The organism is Hymenobacter negativus (genome assembly GCF_016056375.1).
GTDB lineage: Bacteria > Bacteroidota > Bacteroidia > Cytophagales > Hymenobacteraceae > Hymenobacter > Hymenobacter negativus_A.
Genome location: NZ_JAEDAE010000013.1, coordinates 25,682 through 45,106, shown reverse-complemented (window position 1 = coordinate 45,106; position 19,425 = coordinate 25,682). Strand labels below are relative to the sequence as shown.

18 protein-coding genes are annotated in these 19,425 nt (G+C 64.6%); 3 read left to right on the top strand and 15 right to left on the bottom strand.

Annotation, left to right across the window (positions count from 1 at the left end; all coding sequences use genetic code 11):
* The first annotated feature begins 37 nt into the window (after positions 1 to 37).
* A complete protein-coding gene (locus tag I7X13_RS20205) occupies positions 38 to 3,343 on the top strand; it encodes a PAS domain-containing protein (protein WP_198076865.1) in 3,306 nt (1,101 codons plus the stop codon).
* A gap of 31 nt (positions 3,344 to 3,374) precedes the next feature.
* Positions 3,375 to 3,794, top strand: a complete 420-nt coding sequence (locus I7X13_RS20200; protein ID WP_198076864.1) for a response regulator — start codon at positions 3,375 to 3,377, stop codon at positions 3,792 to 3,794.
* Between the two features lie 234 nt (positions 3,795 to 4,028).
* On the opposite strand, the gene I7X13_RS20195 is transcribed toward I7X13_RS20200, so the two are convergent.
* The 15 genes from I7X13_RS20195 to I7X13_RS20125 all read right to left on the bottom strand — a co-directional run bounded on the left by I7X13_RS20195 (position 4,029) and on the right by I7X13_RS20125 (position 17,923).
* Positions 4,029 to 4,286 (bottom strand): heavy metal-binding domain-containing protein, encoded by a 258-nt coding sequence (locus tag I7X13_RS20195; protein ID WP_198076917.1) that lies wholly within the window; start codon positions 4,284 to 4,286, stop codon positions 4,029 to 4,031.
* Between the two features lie 73 nt (positions 4,287 to 4,359).
* Positions 4,360 to 5,853 (bottom strand): efflux RND transporter periplasmic adaptor subunit, encoded by a 1,494-nt coding sequence (locus I7X13_RS20190; RefSeq protein ID WP_198076863.1) that lies wholly within the window; start codon positions 5,851 to 5,853, stop codon positions 4,360 to 4,362.
* Positions 5,846 to 7,291, bottom strand: a complete 1,446-nt coding sequence (locus I7X13_RS20185) for an efflux RND transporter periplasmic adaptor subunit (protein WP_198076862.1) — start codon at positions 7,289 to 7,291, stop codon at positions 5,846 to 5,848. Before I7X13_RS20185 ends, I7X13_RS20190 begins: the two co-directional genes overlap by 8 nt.
* The gene (locus I7X13_RS20180; RefSeq protein ID WP_198076861.1) at positions 7,269 to 8,525 is read right to left on the bottom strand and encodes a TolC family protein; all 1,257 of its coding nucleotides are present in this window, start codon (positions 8,523 to 8,525) and stop codon (positions 7,269 to 7,271) included. Before I7X13_RS20180 ends, I7X13_RS20185 begins: the two co-directional genes overlap by 23 nt.
* A 12-nt stretch (positions 8,526 to 8,537) precedes the next feature.
* On the bottom strand, positions 8,538 to 10,430 hold the full coding sequence (locus tag I7X13_RS21820) for an efflux RND transporter permease subunit (protein ID WP_198076860.1): 1,893 nt from the start codon (positions 10,428 to 10,430) through the stop codon (positions 8,538 to 8,540).
* The gene (locus I7X13_RS21815; RefSeq protein ID WP_262895122.1) at positions 10,423 to 11,772 is read right to left on the bottom strand and encodes an efflux RND transporter permease subunit; all 1,350 of its coding nucleotides are present in this window, start codon (positions 11,770 to 11,772) and stop codon (positions 10,423 to 10,425) included. The genes I7X13_RS21820 and I7X13_RS21815 overlap by 8 nt, the downstream gene beginning before the upstream one ends.
* 75 nt (positions 11,773 to 11,847) lie before the next feature.
* Positions 11,848 to 12,234, bottom strand: a complete 387-nt coding sequence (locus I7X13_RS20165) for an HYC_CC_PP family protein (protein WP_198076859.1) — start codon at positions 12,232 to 12,234, stop codon at positions 11,848 to 11,850.
* A gap of 124 nt (positions 12,235 to 12,358) precedes the next feature.
* Complete coding sequence (locus I7X13_RS20160) at positions 12,359 to 12,829, bottom strand: DUF305 domain-containing protein (RefSeq protein WP_317191596.1); 471 nt, start codon at positions 12,827 to 12,829, stop codon at positions 12,359 to 12,361.
* A gap of 50 nt (positions 12,830 to 12,879) precedes the next feature.
* Positions 12,880 to 13,401 carry a hypothetical protein gene (locus I7X13_RS20155; protein ID WP_198076858.1) on the bottom strand — a complete coding sequence of 174 codons (522 nt, stop codon included), beginning with the start codon at positions 13,399 to 13,401 and terminating at the stop codon, positions 12,880 to 12,882.
* A gap of 13 nt (positions 13,402 to 13,414) precedes the next feature.
* Complete coding sequence (locus tag I7X13_RS20150) at positions 13,415 to 14,203, bottom strand: hypothetical protein (RefSeq protein WP_198076857.1); 789 nt, start codon at positions 14,201 to 14,203, stop codon at positions 13,415 to 13,417.
* A gap of 42 nt (positions 14,204 to 14,245) precedes the next feature.
* Positions 14,246 to 15,583 carry a hypothetical protein gene (locus tag I7X13_RS20145; protein WP_198076856.1) on the bottom strand — a complete coding sequence of 446 codons (1,338 nt, stop codon included), beginning with the start codon at positions 15,581 to 15,583 and terminating at the stop codon, positions 14,246 to 14,248.
* A 232-nt stretch (positions 15,584 to 15,815) separates the two neighbouring features.
* Positions 15,816 to 16,025 carry a heavy-metal-associated domain-containing protein gene (locus I7X13_RS20140; protein ID WP_198076855.1) on the bottom strand — a complete coding sequence of 70 codons (210 nt, stop codon included), beginning with the start codon at positions 16,023 to 16,025 and terminating at the stop codon, positions 15,816 to 15,818.
* 133 nt (positions 16,026 to 16,158) lie between these two features.
* The gene (locus tag I7X13_RS20135; protein WP_198076854.1) at positions 16,159 to 16,494 is read right to left on the bottom strand and encodes a four-helix bundle copper-binding protein; all 336 of its coding nucleotides are present in this window, start codon (positions 16,492 to 16,494) and stop codon (positions 16,159 to 16,161) included.
* A 42-nt stretch (positions 16,495 to 16,536) separates the two neighbouring features.
* A complete protein-coding gene (locus I7X13_RS21965; protein ID WP_198076853.1) occupies positions 16,537 to 17,190 on the bottom strand; it encodes a helix-turn-helix domain-containing protein in 654 nt (217 codons plus the stop codon).
* Positions 17,191 to 17,443: 253 nt separating this feature from the next.
* Positions 17,444 to 17,923 (bottom strand): hypothetical protein, encoded by a 480-nt coding sequence (locus I7X13_RS20125; RefSeq protein WP_198076852.1) that lies wholly within the window; start codon positions 17,921 to 17,923, stop codon positions 17,444 to 17,446.
* Positions 17,924 to 18,301: 378 nt separating this feature from the next.
* Between I7X13_RS20125 and I7X13_RS20120 the strand changes: the two genes are divergently transcribed.
* Positions 18,302 to 19,339: a hypothetical protein gene (locus tag I7X13_RS20120; protein WP_198076851.1), complete on the top strand. Its 1,038-nt coding sequence runs from the start codon at positions 18,302 to 18,304 to the stop codon at positions 19,337 to 19,339.
* Positions 19,340 to 19,425: the final 86 nt, after the last annotated feature.

Below are 19,425 nucleotides of genomic sequence, written 5' to 3'. Positions count from 1 at the left end.
CTTTCGTTCTGGCGGTGGCGGCTCTGTTCCGCTACTTATGTCTGCTCCCGCTTCCTCCGTGCCTGCGCCTTTCTTTGAGCCGGACACATTGCTGCACGAACTGATGGCCGTCTCGCTCACGGGCATCAACCTGCTGCGCCCCTGCTATGGTCCTACCGGTGAGTTGGATGATTTTGCCCCGGAGTATTTCAACCCCGCTGCCCAGCGCATGACCGGGCTACCCGAGCAGCCCGCCGGCACGGCTCGCACCCTCTTCCCCAACATTTTCGCCAACGGTATTTTCGATTTTTACCGGCAGGTATTTGAAACCGGCGAGCCCGGCCGCTTCGAGCTGTACTACCAGGCTGACAGCCTCGACAACTACTTCCTCGTGGCGGCCCGCCGCAGCGGCGAGCTGCTGCTGGTGAGCTTCACCGACATGAGCGACCAACCCCGCACCGCCGCCGAAAATGCGCTGCGTGCCGCCCAGGCTGCCGAACAGGCCGCCCGCGCCGAGGCCGAGGCACAACGCCGGCGCTTCCACGAGGTACTCATGCAGCTGCCCGCCCACGTGGCCGTCTACCACGGCCCCGACCATATTTACCAGTTCGTCAACCCGGCCTACCAGCGCGTGTTTCCGCACCGCAGCTTCGCCGGCCGGCCGTTTCGCGAAGCCATGCCGGAGTCCGAGGGGCTGGGCGTTATCGCCTTGTTCGACCGGGTGTACCAGACCGGCGAGCCGTTCTATGCCCAGGGGCTGGAAGGCTGGTTTGACTTTCAGGGCACCGGCCAGCCCGAACAGTTCTTCTTCGACCTCTCCCTGCACCCGCTGCGCGACGCGCAGGGCCGCATCGACGGCATCCTGGACTTTTCCTACAATGTGACGGAGCAGGTGCGCGCCCGCCGCCAGGTCGAGCAGCTCAACCAGGAGCTGGAAGCCCGGGTGCAGGAGCGCACCCACGAAGCCCAGACTGCCCGTGCCCAGGCCGAGTGGCAGCGCGCCCGCCTCGAACAGTTTTTCATGCAGGCGCCGGCCGCCATCTGCGTCTTCGACGGGCCCGAATTCCGCTACGAGCTGGTGAACCCCGCCTACCAGGCCCTGTTTGCCGGCCGGCCTCGGGTGGGCCTCACCCTGCTCGACGCCCTGCCCGAGCTGGCCGGCCAGCGCGCCCTGCGCACGATGCAGGAGGTGTACGACACCGGCCAGACCCACCGCGAAGCGGGCGTGCTGGTGCGCCTGGCCCGCCCCGGCGACGGCCAGCTGGAGGACCGCTACTTCGACTACATTCAGCAGGCCCGGCGCGACGAGCACGGCCGCGTCGATGGGGTGCTGGTGTTTGCCTACGAAGTGACAGACCAGACCCTGGCCCGCCAGCGCACCGAGGCCCTCCAGGCCGAGCTGCTGGCCGCCGCGCAGCGCCAGGCGCAGGAGCGCGAAACCTTCTATCAGGTGTTCGAGCAAACCCCGGCGCTCGTCTGCATCCTGCGTGGCCCGGAGCACCGCTACGAGTACCTGAACAGCGCTTACCAGCGCCAGTTTCCCGGCCGCCAGCTGGCCGGCCGCCCCGTGGCCGAGGCGCTGCCCGAAACGGTGGAACAGGGCTTCATCGCGCTGCTCGACGGCGTTTACCACACCGGCCAGACCTATTTCGGCCAGGAGCTGCTGCTCACCATCGAAGCCACCGCCAACGCTCCGGCCCAATCCGACTACTACAACCTGACCTACCAGGCCTACCGCGAGCAGGGACAGATTGTGGGCGTGTGCGTGTTTGCCTACGTCGTCACGGAGCAGGTGCGGGCCCGCCGGCAGAACGAGGCCCTGCAGGCCGAGCTGCTGGCCGCGGCCCAGGACCAGGCCCGGGAGCGGGAAGAACTGTACCAGGCCTTCTCGCAATCCGCGGCTCTGATTCTGCTGCTGCGCGGCCCCGAGCACCGCATCGAGTACGTGAACGAGGCCTACGCCCGCCTGTTCCCCGGCCGCGGGCTGCACGGCAGCCCCATTGCCGCCTCGCTGCCCGAAGCGGAAGCCGACGGCTTCACGGCCCTGCTTGACGGCGTGTACCACACCGGCCAGCCGTACGTGGGCACGGAAGTGCCGCTGACGTTCCGGCCCGACGAGGGCGGCCCGGCCCACACCATTTACTTCAACTTCACCTACCAGGCCTACCAGCAGCACGGTCATACCCAGGGGGTGTCGGTGTTTGCCTACGATGTCACCGAGCAGGTGCGGGCCCGGCAGGAGCGCGAAGCCCAGCGCCAGCAATTGGCGGCCATCTTCGAGCAGGCGCCCGTGGCCATCTGCTTGTTTAGCGGCCCCGGGTTCGTGCTGGACCTGGTGAACCCCCCCATGGGCGAGATGCTGGGGCGCCCGCTCGACCAGCTCGTGGGCCGGCCCTTCTTTGCCGCCGTGCCCGAAGTGGCCGAGCAGGGCCTGCCCGCCCTGCTCGAAGCGGTGCGCCGCACCGGCACGCCGTTCGTGGCCCAGGAGCAGGAAATCCGCCTGGCCCGCCACCGCCCGGGCGAAACCGGCTTTTTCAACTTCACCTACCAGCCCCTGCGCGACGCCCAGGGGAACGTCACCGACATTACCTGCGTGGCCGTGGAAGTGACCGGCCAGGTCCTGGCCCGCCGGCAGGTCGGGGCCACCAACCAAGAACTGGCCGCTGCTAACCAGCAGCTCAGCCGCACCAACGTGGACCTCGACAACTTCATCTACACCGCCAGCCACGACCTGAAAGCCCCCATCACCAACATCGAAGGGCTGCTTGATACGCTGCACCACGAGCTGCCCGAGCAGCCCCCCACGGGCGAGGTGGCCTACATCCTGAATCTGATGCAGGGGGCGGTGGAGCGCTTCAAGCGCACCATCGACCACCTCACCGAAGTCTCCAAGCTGCAAAAGGAGCACGACCCACCCACGGCGCACGTGGCCCTGGCCCCCGTCCTCGAAGACGTGCGCCTGGACCTGGCCCCGCTGCTCCGGCAAACCGGGGGGCGGCTGCACCTGCCCACGCAGGCATGTCCCCCGCTCCGGTTCTCGGAGAAAAACCTGCGGAGTGTGGTGTACAACCTGCTCAGCAACGCCCTCAAGTACCGCCACCCCGACCGCCGCCCCGACGTGCACGTGCGCTGCCGCCAGGAAGCGGGTTACGTGGTGCTGGAAGTGCAGGACAACGGCCTGGGCCTGGACCTGGCCCGCGAGGCCCAGCTCTTCGCCATGTTCCAGCGCCTGCACACCCACGTCGAAGGCTCCGGCCTGGGGCTGTACATGGTCAAGCGCATGCTGGAAAACGCGGGCGGCAAAATCACCGTCCAGAGCCAGGTCGGCGAGGGCACCACCTTCGCCGTGTATTTCCCTCACTAAGCTTTCCCGCAGCCGTTGCTGCTGCTTGTTCATGTCCGCCATCCGCTGCACCCTCCTGGTCGACGACGACCCCACCACCAACTACCTCAACCGCAAGCTACTCCAGCGCCTGGCCGTCACCACGCAGGTTCGCGAGGCCCTCAACGGGCAGGAAGCCCTGGACGTGCTGGCCACGTCCTGCACCACGCCCGACGCGCCCACTTGCCCGGTCCTGATTTTCCTCGACGTCAACATGCCCGTCATGGGCGGCTTCGAGTTTCTGGAAGCCTACCAGCGGCTGCCCCTGGCCCAGCGGCGGGCCATTGTCATCGTCATGCTCACCACCTCCCTGCACCCGGCCGACGTGCAGCGGGCCGGCTCACTGCCCGTGGCCGGCTTTCTCACCAAGCCACTCACCGCCGAGAAAATCCAGCAGGTGCTCCAGCAGCATTTTGGCCATCCCGCCGGTTAAGCCGCTTCGCCGTTCGTGCCGACGGCACCAGCGGCGGCGCAAGTGGCGAAGCGGCCTACCCAAGGCTCGCGGCAACGCGCTCCATGGGGGCGCTCAACCGGGTATTCGGCGGCCATGTAACTTTTGGACCAAACTTTTAACCAAGGCCGAAGTGCTATGCACTGCCGGCCATTGGCCAGGGCTGGCGTGGAATGGTTTAAACATACGCCAGCCCTGACCGCAATGACGGGTAGCTTACTTCTTAACTATCAGGTCCATGCCGCACTTAGGGCACTTGCCGGGCTTGTCGCTCACTACTTCCGGGTGCATGGAGCAGGTGTAGGTGGTAGCCATGGCGTCGGGCGTGGTGGTAGATGCGCTGTCGGGGGCCATGGTGGTTTCGGCGGCGGGTGTGGTGGTCGTGGTTTCAGTGGTGCTCTTGTTGTCGGAGCAGCCGCTGGCGGCAAACGTGAGGCTGGCCAGGGCCAGGCCGAGGGGGAGGAACTTGTTCATTGGTTAGAATGGAAAAAAGGGTAAGAAACAGGCCGAACCGCGGCCCTGACGGTAATAATTCTGGTGGTTGGGGCTACATGGCCATGCCGCTCATGTGGTCGTCGCCGGCCCCCTGGCGCAGGGTAAATTCGCTCTGCAGCAGGTAGGCCCCGCTCACGACCAGCTGGTCGCCGGGCCGGACTTCGCCGGTGATGGCCACGGTGGCGGCCGTGCCCGCGCTGGTGCGCACTTGCACCCGGCGAAACTGCCGCTCGCCGGTCTGCTTCCAGACGTAGCTGGCGGCCCCGTCGTGAATAATAGCCTCCTGCGGGACACGCAGGGCAGTTTGCGTGGGGGCCGTGGCCGTGGTGGCAGCTGACGCGGCCGGGGCATCGAGCAGCACGTTGGCCTGCGCGCCGGGCTGCAAGGTGCCATCGGGGTTGGGTACCTGAATGCGGGCCAGGGTAATCTGGCTGGCCCCGCTCAGCTCGGGGCTGAGAAATACCACGTGGCCACGCAAGGGTCGCGCCCGGCCCACGACCTGCACGGCTACCGACTGGCCTAGTCGTAACCGGCCGGCATCGGCGGGGTAGAGCTGGGCTTCAACCCACACGCTGCCTAAATCGCTGAGGGTGAGCAGCGGCGAGCCTTCGGCCACGTACTGGCCCTGCACTACGTCCAGGGTTTGCACGGTGCCGGTAGCGGGGCTGTAGTAGGTCACCAGTGGACTGGCCTTGCCGCTGCGGGCCAGCTGCCGCAGCTGCCCGGCCGACACGCCGAGCAGGCGCAGCTTCTGGGCCGTGGCTTCGGCGAAGTGCCGGTAGGTGGGCTCGGCCACCTGCAAGTCCTGGGCCAGGGCCAGCAGGTATTCGCGCTGCAGGGTTTCGAGCTGCTCGCTGTACACCGAAAATAGCGGCGCGCCCCGGCGCAGCAGCTGCCCGGTCTGGCGCACGTAGAGCTTCTCGACGCGGCCGGCCACCCGGCTGCTAATGCTTTGGGTGCGCTGGGCATCGGCCGTGACGGTGCCGGTGAGCAAGGCTTGGGGCGCGGGGGCCTCGGCCGGGCCGGTAGCCTCACTACCCGCTGAGTTGTTGCCGATAGTCTGGACGCGGATGTTGCCTAATTCCAGCTGCTGGGCCGTGAGGATGAGGTCATTGGCGGCCGGGTTGCCGCCGGGCATGGCGGCCATCTCGGCGGGCGTCATTTTGACGGCGGGGCGACTGGAGGTTTTCACTAAATCCATGCCGCAGATAGGGCAGCTGCCGGGCTGAGCCTCGCGCACCTGCGGGTGCATGGGGCAGGTGTAGACGGCGGCCGAAGCGGCTTTTTTGGCGGCTGGCGCAGCCACCGGGGCCGGCTGCACCCGTATCAAATCCATGTGGCAGATGGGGCAGCTGCCGGGGCCATTCGCGTGGATTTGCGGGTGCATGGAGCAAGTATAGTAAGCGGCTTTAGCAGCCTCGGGGGCGGCAGTTTCGGCTGGGGGCTGGGCTTGCTGACAGGCCGCAACCGTCAATGCCAGCAGCATGAGCAGCAGCCGGCCCGCCCGGCTCAGGACCGAAGCAGGGAGTAAACGCGGGTTATTCATGGGCGGGGGGCGTAGGCGCGCCGACGGACGCGGTTTGGATGAAGCCTTCGCTGTCAATCAAGTACTGGCCGTTGGCGGCCACATCTTCGGTGCCTGCCAAGCCGTGCAGCACCTGCACCTGGGCGGCGGTGCGCTGGCCCACCTGCACCGCTACCGGCACGAAAGTGGCCCCGCGCCGCACGAAGGCCACCTGCCGGGTGCCCAGGTCAACCACGGCGGCGCGGGGTAGCCAAAAGATGCCGGCCAGCGCCAGGGCCGCGTCGGGCACCAAGTGACCAGTAAGACGCTGTCCGCGCCGCAGCCGGCCCAAGGGGTTGGGCAGATACACGCGCACGGCGGCCGTGCTGGCTCCGCTGCGAAACTCGGGCTCCACGAAATCGAGGCGGGCGGTAAGGGGCGGCAGGTCGGTGCCCTCGGCCACCACGCGCAGGCGCTGGCCGGGTCGCAGGCGGGCCAGCTCGGGCGGCGTGGGCTGGAAGATGCCCCACACCTGGTCGGTATTCATCACCTGAAACAAGGTCTGGCCGGTGGCCACGTAAGCGCCTTCGGTGAGGGTGAGGCGGCTGGATGGGGAGTTGGGGTCCGACGTGGCGGGCGCGGCAGCGGTTCCGCTCATGCCGGGGCTGGCTCCACCGCCGGCCGCGCCCATCCCGCCGGCGCTGGCGGCCACGTCGCCCATGCCGCCGGCCGGGGCGGGCGGCTCGTTGGAAGCCGGGGTTTCCACCACGTAGCCGTCGTAGGGGCTGAAAACGGCCATCCGGTAGCTGGCGCGGCGGGTGCGGGCCAGGTCCGCGAGCTGGCCTTCGGTGAGGCCGAGCAGCAGCAGCTTGCGGCGGGACCCGCTCACCAGCGGCTGGTTGTCGGCATCGTTGGCTAGCAGAAAAATGTACTCCTGCTCGGCCGTCACCAGCTCGGGGCTGTAGAGCTCCAGCAGCTTCTGGCCCCGGCGTACGGGCTGGTAGTTGTAGCGAATCAGCAGGCGCTCGATGCGGCCGCCGAAGCGGGCGGCCACGGCCCGGCTGCGGCGCGGGTCGTACTCCACCAGGCCGGGCAGGCTGAGTGTGTCGGCCGCGCCGTTGGGGCTTACGCCTTCGGCGCGGGGGCGCACGGTGGCCACGGCCGCCACCACGGCGGCGTTGGGGGACTGCACCACGTTGCCGAGGCCAGCTTCGGCCCGCGCGGCGGCGTTGTTGAGCACCTTGGGCACCAAATCCATGCCGCAGATGGGGCACTGGCCGGGGGCCTCGCGCACGATTTGCGGGTGCATGGGGCAGGTATACTGCATGGCCGCCGCGCTGGCCACCGGCTGAGCGCCGGCCTGCGACTCGGGGCCGTGGGCCTGGCCGTGGCAGCCGGCCAGCAGCGCGGCGGCGGCCAGCAGCGTCAGCCACCGGGCGCGGCGGGGCGGGCGCGAACTATTGCTCAAGTTCCTGGTCATAGCGCACGTGTAAGGTCATCAGGTCGTATTGGGTGTCGAGGTACTGCAGGCGGGTCGTGAGCCAGGTTTCCAGGGCTTCGACCACGGCCGGGAGCTGGGCGGTGTTCTGCTGGTAGGCCAGCAGCGTGACCTGGTAGTTCTTGCGCAGCGCCGGCAGAATGCCTTTTTCGTAGTTGAGTACCTGCTCGCGCTTCACCCGCAAATCCGATTGCAGGGTGGTGATGCGACCGGCCGCCTCGTTGAGCAAATCCGCCCGCTGCTGCTGCACGGCGCGGGCCTCAAGGCCGAGGGCGGCGGTGTTGGCCTTGTACTCGCGGGCCGCCCACGGGGCGAAGGGAATGGTGACCATGGCCATGGCCGAAAACTGGTTGGGGGTGGCCCCAATGCCATTCATGTGGTCGTAGCGCAGGCCGAAGTCGGGCCGGCGGCGGCTGGCTTCCACTGCCTGGTTGAGGCGCACCACGGCCAGCGAGCGGTCGAGGCTGCGCACGTCGGAGCGGCGGGCGGCGAGGGCGGCGGTGTCGGGGTAGGGGCCGCCGAACGCGGTGGGCAGCAGCGTGTCCACGGCAAACTCGGCTTCGGGGTCGCGGGCCATCAGCGTGTTCAGGCCGATGGTGGCCTGGCGCAGCTGGCCGTAGAGCTGGGCGTGGTCGTTGCCGTGCATGGCCACCCGCGCCTGCACCTGGTAGATGCTGGGTAGCGTGGTCTGGTTATAGGGGTAGCGGGCCTGGGCAATTTTTAGCAGGAAATCCAGCAGCTCCTGGCTCTGGTCCAGCACCTTGAGCTTCTTTTCCAGAATCACGCGGCCGTAGTAGAGCGTGCGGGCCTGGGCGCGCAGCTGGTTGAAGCTGGCCGCCTGGTCGGCCTGGGCCACGGCGGCCTGGCCGGCCAGGTACTCGCGTTTGGCCCGCTGCTTAGCCGGGTTGGGCAGCATCTGCTCGACGGACACCATCTGCATGCCCATACCCTGGCCGTTGTTCAGCTCCTTGATGGGGCGCTGGTTGTAGGGCGTCATCCAGTAGCCGGCGCTGACTTTGGGCGGCTCCCACGTATTGGCCCCGGCCACGGCGGCGTTTTTGGCCTGGGCGCGATAGTCGTACTGGCGCAGGGCCGGGTTGCGGGTTTGCACGGCCCGCAGTACTGAGTCGAGCGGCAGCGGGCGCTGGGCGCGGGCCGGAAGGGTTAGTAGCCCCAAAAGACCCATGAGGCTGACAGTAAATAGGGTATAACGCATGACAAGGGGTGTTTAATGCTTGACCGCCAGCACGTCCAGCTTACCAAACTTGCGTAGCTCGTACTCCTTGGTCATGAGAAAAATGAGCGGCGTGACCAGCAGAATGTGCGTCGACGAGGTGAACACGCCCCCAACCATGGGCAGCACGATGGGCAGCATCACGTCGGAGCCCGTGCCGGTGGCCCAGAGCACCGGTACCAGCCCGAACAAGGCCACCGAGACGGTCATCAGCTTGGGCCGCAGCCGCTTGGCCGCGCCGTGGAAGACGGCGTCGCGCAGGTCCTGCTTGGTGATGGTGGCGCTGGAGTTGCCCTTGGCGGCCACCAGCTGCTGCATAGCATCATTGAGGTAGATGACCATGATGACGCCCGTTTCCACGGCCAGCCCAAACAGGGCGATGAAGCCCACGGCCACCGCCACCGAAAGGTGCACGCCGTAGAAATACACCATGTAGGCCCCGCCGATGAGCGCAAACGGGATGGTGACCAGACTCAGCAGCGCCTCGCGCACCGAGTGGAAGGCGAAGTACAGGCAGCCGAAAATCACGACCAGCACGATGGGCAGGATGAAGAGCAGCGTGCGCTGCGAGCTAATCAGGTTTTCGTACTGCCCGCTCCACTCCAGGTAGTAGCCGGCGGGCAGCTGGCCCTGCATGGCCTGCACCTTTTGCATGGCCTCGCTCACGGTGCCGCCCAGGTCGCGGTCCCGCACGTTGAAGAGCACCGCGCCCCGCAGCTGGGCATTCTCCGAGTTAATCATGGGCGGGCCGTTTTCAAAGCGCAGCGTGGCTACGGCCGAGAGCGGCACGGGGCCGTAGGCCGTGGTTTGAATCGGGATGCGGCTCAGCGCGGGCAGACTGTTGCGGAAGTCCTCGGCCAGGCGCACGTTGATAGCGAAGCGGCGGCGACCTTCCACGGTGCTGGCCACGGGCGCGCCGCCGATGGCCATTTCCACTACCTCGTTTACCTGGTCCACCGTCAGGCCGTAGCGGGCCAACTGGTCGCGGTTGAGGTCAATCTGTAAATATTTGCCGCCCGTGATAGGGTCCACGTAGAGGTCCTGCACGCCGGGCACGCCATTGAGGGCCGTCCGCACCCGCTGCGACACTTGGTAAATCGTGTCTAGCTGCTGGCCGTACACCTTCACGCCCACGTCGGTGCGAATGCCGGTGCTCAGCATGTTGATGCGGTTGATGATGGGCTGCGTCCAGCCGTTCACTACCCCCGGAATTTGCAGCTTGCCGTTCAACTCCTCAATGAGCTTGGCCTTGGTCATGCCCGCCCGCCACTCCCTGCGGGGCTTGAGCTGGATGATGGTTTCAATCATGCTCAGCGGGGCGTTGTCGGTGGCGGTGCTGGCCCGGCCGGCCTTGCCGAGCACGCCCTTCACTTCGGGCACCTGCGCGATAATCCGGTCCTGCACCTGCAAAATGCGCTTCACCTCGGTGTTCGACACGTCGGGCTGGGTGATGGGCATGAACAGAATGGAGCCCTCGTCGAGCGGCGGCATAAACTCGGTGCCCAGGCTCAGCAGCAGCGGAATGCTGATGGCCAGCAGTAATAGGTTGATGGCGATGGTGGTTTTGCGCCAGGTCAGGCACCAGTTGATGAGGGGCGCGTACACCCGCTCCAGCCCCCGGTTGATGGGGTTCTGCTCCTCAGTCTTGAATTTGCCCTTCATGAAGAAGGACAGCAGCACCGGGGCCAGCGTCACGGCCAGCACGGCGTCGATGAGCAGGATAAACGTCTTGGTGTAGGCCAGCGGGTGAAACAGCTTGCCCTCCTGCCCGGTGAGCAAAAACACCGGCAGAAAAGACGCCACGATGATAATCGTGGAGAAGAAAATGCCCCGCGACACCTGCTGGCTGGATTTCTCGATGATGGCGAGGCGCTCGTCGTTAGTCATGGCGAATAGGTTCAGGCGTGGAGATGGCAGCAACGGGCGTGGGCGGCGCACCGGGTGGCCCGGCCGCCGCTTCCTCGGCGGCCTGGTGCAACGCCAGGTTGCGGTAGGCGTTTTCGGCCATCACGATGCCGTTGTCGACGATGACGCCGATGGCCAGCGCAATGCCCGTCAGCGACATGATGTTGGACGAGATGCCGAAGGCGTTGAGCAGAATGAAGCTCGCGGCGATGGTAATCGGGATTTGCAGCAGGATGCTCAGGGCGCTGCGCCAGTGAAACAGAAACACCAGCACCACCAGCGACACCACGGCCATTTCCTCCAGCAGCGTGTGCTTGATGTTGGCCACCGACTCCTCAATCAGCCCGCTGCGGTCGTACACGATGTCGAACGACACGCCGGCGGGCAGGCCCTTGGCTACTTCCGTCATTTTGGCCTTCACGCGGGTAATCACGTCGTCGGCATTCTCGCCGTAGCGCATCACCACGATGCCGCCCACGGCCTCACCCTGGCCGTTGTGGTCGAAGATGCCCAGGCGGCTCTCGCCCGTCATCTGCACCGTGCCGAGGTCGCGCAGGCGCAGCGGCACGCCGCCGGGGCGGGTCAGCACCGGCACGTTTTCTAAGGTGGCCACGTCCTGGATGTAGCCGCTGGTTTTGATGATGTAGCCCACGCCGGCCTGCTCAAGCTTGCGCCCGCCGGCCTCGTTGTTGTTCTGGCGCACGGCGGCCAGCACTTGCGGCAAACTCACGTTATAGTAGGTGAGCTTGGTGGGGTCCACCGTTACCTGGTACTCGGGCTGGAAGCCGCCGAAGCTGGCCACCTCGCTCACGCCGGGCACGGTTTGCAGGCCAAACTTCACGTACCAGTCCTGCAGGGCGCGCTGCTCGCCCAGGTCCAGCTTCGGGGCGTTGAGGGTGTACCAAAGCACGTGGCCCACGCCCGTGCCATCGGGCCCTAGGGTGGGCGTGAGGCCGGCCGGCAGCAGGCGCTGGGCGTAGTTGAGGCGCTCCATTACCCGTTCCCGCGCCCAGTAGATGTCGGTGTTGTCATTGAAAATGACGTACACGAAGCTCATGCCGAACATAGAGGCGGCGCGCACGGCCCGCACCTGGGCCAGCCCCTGCAGGTTGGTGACGAGGGGGTAGGTTACCTGGTCCTCGATAATCTGCGGCCCGCGCCCGGCCCACTCGGTGAAGACAATCACCTGGTTCTCGGACAAGTCCGGGATGGCGTCAATCTTGCTGGCCCGGATGGAAAACGCGCCCCACACCAGCAGTCCGGCCGCCAGCAGCAGCACGATGCCCCGGTTGCGCAGGGACAGGGAAATAAGTTGCTCAATCATCTGATAGTTACTGCTAAGCGCACGCATAAAAGCCCCGCGACCAATCGGCCGGGGGAACAAGGCAGCACCCAGAAGCTAAATCAGGAAAGCATGGTCCCGCACGTAGGCGGGGCAGTCAGGCGGCGGGACGGCCGTAGCCGCCCGCGGCGCGGCCGGCGCTTCGGGCGGGTAGGTGGGAGCTGGCAGCCGGTAGGCCAGGCGCAGCGGGGCCGGGGCGGGCACGGCCGCCGGCACGGGCAGCTTGAGCTGCGCGCTGGTCAGCTTCACGTCCTTGACGGTGCTGGTCACCTTCTGGTCGTGGCAGCAGCCGGTGGGCTTTTTGGGCACGGGGCAGCAGCAGGCCGCTTCCTTGGCCACCGAAACCTCCGTCAGCGTTTGCCCGCAGAAGTGCATGCTGTACACCAGCCCGGGGCTGGACAACAGGTAGCTCAACAGCAAAAACAAACTAAGGAAGCGTTTCACGCGGGCAGGTTGGGCGTTATAAGTAGCCACTTACAAAGGTACGGCGGCGGGCCAGGCCAGGATTTACACAATTCTTGCGCAAACCTGGCATAATTTCCGGGTGGCGGGCCTCGCCAGCCGCCGGCTACTTGGCCGCCCGCTCCCGTTCCAGCCGGGCCAGCATCCGCTTCATCTGGCCAATCTCGCGCTCCTGGGCCGAGATGATGCTATCGGCCAGCGTGCGGACCTCGGGGTCTTTAATGGTGGCGCGCTTGCTGACCATGATGGCGATGGAGTGGTGCGGAATCATGGCCTTCATCCAGAGCTTATCGTCCACGAAGGTTTGGGAGCGCACCATAATGAGGACCACTACGAAGGCCACCAGGCTGCCGCCCATAATCAGGGCGTTGCGCTGCTTATTGGGGTACATGCTCCACATAAAGCCCATCATAATCAGGGTCATGGGTACCAGCATGAGCAAGGCCATGTACACGCGGGTGAGGCTGAAGTACACGTGGTCCCACTCGTATACGTTGAGGTACATCACGGCGTACATGGCCACCAGCGAGGTCGCCAGCATCAGGAAAAAACGGGAATAAGGCTTTTTATGCTCCACGGGAGAAGGGGAAAGGGCGTGAGGAAAGAAGGTTATGTGCCTAGGGCAAGTTACTGATTCTGCGCCTCGTGCTGCCGGCGCAGCGGCACGTCGAGTAGCATGGGCACGCCCTGAATGAGGGCCAGCACTATATACTGGTAGCCTTTCAGAAAATCGTGGTTGAGCAGCACCAGCACAGCCCCCACCAGGTTGAGCACGGCCGCCGCCGCGTACAGCTGCTTGCGGGAGCGACCGTCTACCACCACGGCGGTGTAGGCGAAGCCCGCCGCGCCAAACAGAAACCACAGGGCGTGAAAGCTGAATAGCATCAGCGGCTTGGCCTCAGCGGCGTGGGCAGCGAAGTTTTCGGCCATGGCCAGCACGGTGGCCCCGGCCCACACCCAGACTAGCGCGTTGGCCCGCTGGCCCAGGGCCAGGGTGAGCAGCACCGGAATCAGCATGGCCCCGGTCCAGGTCCAGAGCACCGCGCCGTGGCCATGTTTCAGGGTATGGCCAAAATATTCGGTCAGCAGGTAGGCCACCGTGACGGTGAGCCCCCACCACAGCAGTAGGGTTTGGCGGGTAATGGTCATGGGCGCGGTTGGGTTAAAAAGCGTGTTGCAGGCCGAGCGTAGCCGTGAACTTGTCGGCGTCGGTGCCCAGGCCGGCCGAAGCGCCCGCGCTCAGCACCAGCCGCGGGTTCATCTGCCGGCGCAGGCCGGCTTCCAACGACGAGCCCAACTCGCCCCGGAAGCGGCGCTGCTCGCGCACGAAGTCCAGCACCAGCGACGACTGCGGGCTGATGCGCGTGGAGTAGCCCACCAGCAGGGCAAAGCGGTCGAGGCGCTCCTGCTTCAGCTCATTGCCTTCGGCCAGCACGCCGGGCTGGCTGTTGTGAAAGTACACTACGTTGAGGTGCAGCCGGTTGAGGGTGCCCAGGAAGCTCTTGGTGAGGATGAAGCGACCGTTGTAGTCGGTGCCTTCGCTGCGCAGGCCGGTGGGCACGGTGAGCGTGCCGGCCAGGGCCAGGGCGGGCAGGAACTTGCCTTCGGTGTTGAAGTTATAGAGGCCCGACACCTGCACGTTGCCGCTGCCTGACCGGTCGCCGTTGCCCGAGTAGATGGGCACGGCCACGGCCAGCTGGGTGTTGCGAAAGGGGCCAAACTCCAGCGTAGGCGTGTATTGCACCAGGTTGTCGCCCTGGCGGCTGCGCTGGTAGCGCACCGGCAGTTGGAACTCGCGGTTGCCCCAGGCCGTGGGGTAGGCATCTTCGAGGCGGGTGGGTAGCCCGGCGTCGAGGTTAATCTGGTCGGATTGGGCGTGGGCCAGCGGCGTGAGGCCCAGCAGGCAAGCACCGGCCAGCAGCAGGCGGCGCACCGAAATAAATGTTGGCATAGGAAGTAACGGCAAGAGGATGAGAAGAAGACGAAAGGAGCCCTAGCGGCCAAAGGCGGCCAAGGTGGGCTCGTGGCTCATGTCGAGCGGGGGCGCGTCGGGCATGTTGCCGTACTTTTCCTGCCAGCCCTTGAGCATGGCGTCGCGCATCATCTCGGGCGTTTTGCCGGGCTCCAGCGCGCCGGGCATCATCTTCATGTCGGGCATCATTTTCATCATGGCGTCGTGCAGCGAGCCTTCGATTTCGCCGGGCTCCATGCCGGGGCGCATCTTCATCTGGAACTGGGCCATCATCTTCTCCTTCATGTCCGGGGCCATGTCGGGCATCATCAACGGCATCATTTCCATCATCATCTCCATCATGATTTTCGACATAGAGCCTTCTGGGCTGGCCATCCAGGCGGGGTACTGGCGCGGGTCCACGTCGGGATAGGGCAGGTCGAACTTGCGCACGTACTTTTCGTCGCCGGGCTGGTAGCTCATGGCGTCGATGACGCGGTACAGCTCGTCGCGCTGCTGCTGCTCGGTCCAGCCCTCGTAGCTCAGGATATCATAAGCCAGGCCGTGGAGCATGTGCAGGTTGTCGAAGATATTGGCCGACTCGGGCGACATGCGCGCGTAGCGCGGCATCAACTCGCGGCTCAGTAGCATGCGCTGCGGCCGGTTCTTGTACACCTCGTTGAACATGAGGTCATTCACCGCCTTGAGGGCTGCCTCCTGGCCGCCGTCGGCGTTGCCGCTTATCATCTGGGCCTCATAAGCAGCCGGGTGCCACCAGTGCGCCACCCAGGCCTGCGAGTTTGATTTGGGGTAGAAGTTGCGGTAGTAGGTGAAGTAGGGCTTCATCATGGTGGCCGCCCGCCGCATGGTGATGTCGAGCGGGGCCACCGAGCGGGCTACTCCCGCGTTGCGCTTGAGGTAGAGGCGCACGGCACGGTCGGTCCACTCCTTTTTCTTGTCCCAGGCCACGCGCTGGCTGGCCATGATGTCGTAGGTCTGCTCGTGGTGCTGGTGGGTCCAGTCGATGGTCCGAAACAGCTTCCACATCACCCGCGCCGTGTAGGGCCCGAACAGCTCCATGGTCGGCCCCACCTTGGTTTTCTGGTTCTTCACGTAGTCGAACACCTGCGCATCGAAGTCGGCATCCACCTTTTCGCGGTCGGCCAGCTTGGTTTGCAGCAGCACGTCGTGCTCGCGCCCGTGGTGGAAGTGGAAGCCGCCCGAATAGGCCTCCGACGGCCCGTGCCGCCGGAAAAAGGCCGCATTGTAAGGCCCCCGGATGTAGCTGACTTCCTTGCGAGGCTCGGTGGTGGTGTTGCTGGCCGAGCAGGCGCTCAGCAGTAAGGCCAGCCCCACCGCTAGGGTAGGTTTTGGTGACATAAGGTGATGATAGTGGCTGCCCAGTGAAGGCCAGCCCATTGACAAGAACCCAATTTTACGGGAGCGTTCAAGCGTCGATTATGCATAATTGCTGCCTTGGCTTGCATAATTTTGGGTGCGGCTCAGCTTCGCGCAAGCGCCCTGTCCCTGCCCGCCTATGCCGCTTCGTTGAGTAAGCCGCCAATAAAAACGCCCGGCAGAACCGGGCGTTTTTCAGAGGTGACTTTCGCGGCTAGGCTGCCTGAATCTTGAAGCCAGCCCCTTCGACCGCCTGCACGACCTGGGCCGGGGTGAGCTGGTCGGACGTGACGGTCAGAATCTTGTTGGGGTTGGCCGTGTCCACCTGCCAGTTGCCGGCCCCGGCCTGCTGGTTGAGCGTGGGCGTAACGGCCTTGATGCAGCCGCCGCAGTTGATGTTGGTTTTGAATTGAAGCGTTTTCATGAGGCGATGAGTGAAGCGGCCCAAAGCCGGGCCGGTGACTATACAACACGCAAAGAGACGGCCAAAGTGACCCTTGGAGGGTGCAGAATTGCGCTCCGGGCTTGCATGATTTTAGGCCGCCACTACCGCCGGTTTAGGCTGCTTGCAGCCCTTGGCGGCAGGCAGCTTCACAGCGGCGGCAGGCCTCGGCGCACTCCTGGCAATGTTGCATGTGCGTGTGCTGGGCGCACTCATCGCCGCAGGCCTTGCAGATTTCGGCGCACTCGCCGAGCAGGTGCGCGGCGTGCTCCGAGCCGCGGGCCACGTAGCGGGCCGTGAGGGCGCAGATGTCGGCGCAGTCGCGGTCGAGGCTAATACAGCGAGCCATCATTTTCACATCATCTTCCTGCAGGCAGGCGGTGGCGCAGTGCTCGCAGGCGGCGATGCAGGCATTGAGGGCGTCGAGGAGGGCTTGGTTTTGGGTGTGCATAGGAAAGGGGATTGGAAGTAAACGAGCGTTGTTGACTCCTTCCTATACTGGCGAAGCCGCTTCCGGTTTTGCATCAAATAACCCGTGGCTTGCATCATTTGGCGCTGTGGACGCAGCAGCAGTTTCCAGCTGCTGCCGGTAGGCCGAGGGCGAGCACTGCGCAAACCGCCGAAACTGCCCCGAGAAGTGCGCCAGGCTGCCGTAGCCCAGCTGCCGGGCAATGCGCCCGATGCCGGACCGCGAGGTAGCCAGCAGCTCCTGGGCATACGTCACCCGCTGCCGCGTGATGTAGCTGAGCAGGCTGTCGTGGCCCGGCAGCCGGGCAAAGCAGGCGTGCAGCCGGCGGACACTCAGGCCGGTTTCCAGCGCCAGCGCGGGCATAAAGTCGCGGTGCCGCAGCGTATCGGGGCGGCGCAGCAGAGTTGTCACGGCCTGTTTTATCCGGGCTACCCGCTGGTGCGCCGGGTCTTCGAGCAGCGCGAAGCCGGCCGTAGTCAGGGCCTGGCGAATGCGCGGCCAATCCAGGCTTTCCGCCGTGCCAGCCACCGTGGCCGCCCCCAGCCGCACGTCGAGCACCCGCAGCCCCAGGATTTCCAATTCCCTCCGCACCACCCGAATACCGCGCGCGCAGACCATGTGCTTGATGTAAAGCACACAACTGGCAGCAACAGGTGCAAATGAGGAAGCAGTAGGCACGGGGAACGGGTAAGCGGTGGGCGGTACCGGGGTAGGCTTGGGGTTGCGGCAAGGGGTAGGGCAGCCAGCGACAGCCCGGCCCACGAGTGAGCGGTGTATCATGCTCCCGACCGCAACGCTGCGTTGCAGGGGGAGGCAAAACCAGGAAAATGGGGGAAGGGGGCGCGGCCGGGCCACGCGGGCGAGCAAACGAAAAGGCCCGCCCCGGACATAGCACAGCTACGCCGGCGCGAGCCTTAGCGCGTCGGAAAAATCAGACAGTCAGCGACTGGATGAAGATGCGGATGTCGGGTATTTTGGGCTTGAGGTGCCGGGGCGGAACCAGGGCCACCGTAGCCGTGCGGTCCCACTTAGCAGCCAGGGGCCGGAAATGAAACTCGATAGCCGCCGGCAACACAGCCGGGGCGGGCAGGAATAAGTGCTTCTGGGCGGGTGTCGTCAGCGAGGACAGCAGCGACGCCGACTTGTCCTTGCAGCAGTCGTGGCTGCGTGTCGACTTGGGCGCATGGCCGTGCTTGCTGTGGTGAGTTGCCACCGCGCCGTGGCCGTGGCAGCCTGGGTGCGCTGGCTTCTCGGCCTGGTGGTGTTCCACGGTCGCCATTGGCGGAGCCGGCGGCAGCGGGTTGACCGTCGCGCACCAGCACTGCCCCACGAACACGTTGACGAAGACGAGCAGGAAGCTCGTTGCCAGCAAACGGCGGAAGGGGTACAGGCTACGGAACATAACGGGCATGAAGCAACCGCAAAATTAGAGGTATCTGCTCAGAAGAGTAAAGCTGCTTCTTTACCCGCAACGTCGCGGAAGGGTTCGGGCAGCCAAATCCAGCTTGCGGATAGGAAGAGGTAAAACAACGATTCTAAAAGCCTCAGGTTCATTTGTGGAAGTGCTGAGCGGATATTAGATGAGGAGCAGCAGCAAAATTATGCAAGCCGAATGCGCGATTTTATAAGCTCAACTGATATAACATCCTGAGAAATTCAGGCTACGCCGACAACTTTTAGTTGCTCAGTTTCTAGAAGGAGTGTTGGATTTCGTATTCATCATCGAGCGGAGTACATCGCCTCAGGGCTGCTACTCCACTCAATAATTTTTCTACAATTAACCCTTCTCATGGAAGAACTCAGCAACCGCGTAGACGAAATTGCTTCGCTTACGAATCATTACCTGGTACGGGCCAAAAGCACCGACCACTCTTACTTCACGGGTTTTCTGCAAGCCGGAACCGTATTGAAGCAGGCCCTCACGCCCAAGGAATTTACCTTTTGGTGCGCCGAGAAGATGCTGCTTAAGCCGCAGCCATTTAACGAGAAAACGTTTATCCAATACGCCGTTGAAACCACGGTGGTACGGTATTTCGGCGAGCGGTTTCCCACCGGTTTTCGCGTGGAAGCGAAAATCAACCCCGCCAACGATAAGGACGTGGACTGCGTGTTTATGGACGAGGGCTTCACGTTCAACGTGGAAGTGAAGTGCTCGGACTTCAAAGCCAAAGAAAAGGTAGACAGCCAGGATGCCTTCAAGTACGAAACCGCCGGCCGGCTGCCCGACCGTGGGCAAGAAGCCATGGCCGTTGTTTCGGCGGCACTGGACGAAGGCCTGGCCAAACGCGGCGAGGCGACCAAGCCGCACCTGACGGCCAAAAACATGGACAACAGCCTGAAGGACTTTCTCGAATCAGCCCACGAAAAGTTTGGCCCGCCAGTCGACGAGCAGCACCTGAATGTGCTGGTGGTGGGCTGCGGCGACGCAGAAGACCTGCAGCGCTGGTTCAACTACCTGTGGGAGCACAAGGGTTTGTTTACCCCCACGCCGTTCACGGACCGCTCCTTGTACCAGAACGTTGATTTGGTGGTGCTCACGAACCAGTACGACAAGCACAGCCGGTTTTTCGAAAAGGACGTGTCCAATAGCTGGTCGCTCGGCGAGGGCTTTAACCTGATTTTTGGCAACCCCTACCGGCATAGCCTGAAAGAAGCCGCCATCAAGCACTTCATGAATGTGCTGCCCAATTTCACCACCGAGCTGGGTGCTTATCAGGTGCCGGGTGGTGCCCCGGATTATGTGAAGAATATCCGCCGCATCCCGTGGTTTGTGCATGACCACCTGGAAAAGCAGCAAGGGCGCTACCTCTTCCAGAACCCCTCATAGCGGCTGCCGGGGCCTTTTCTTCTCAAAGGAAGGACCCCGGCAATCCGTCAAATTATGCAATTCTGGGGCGGTATTTAGTACCAACT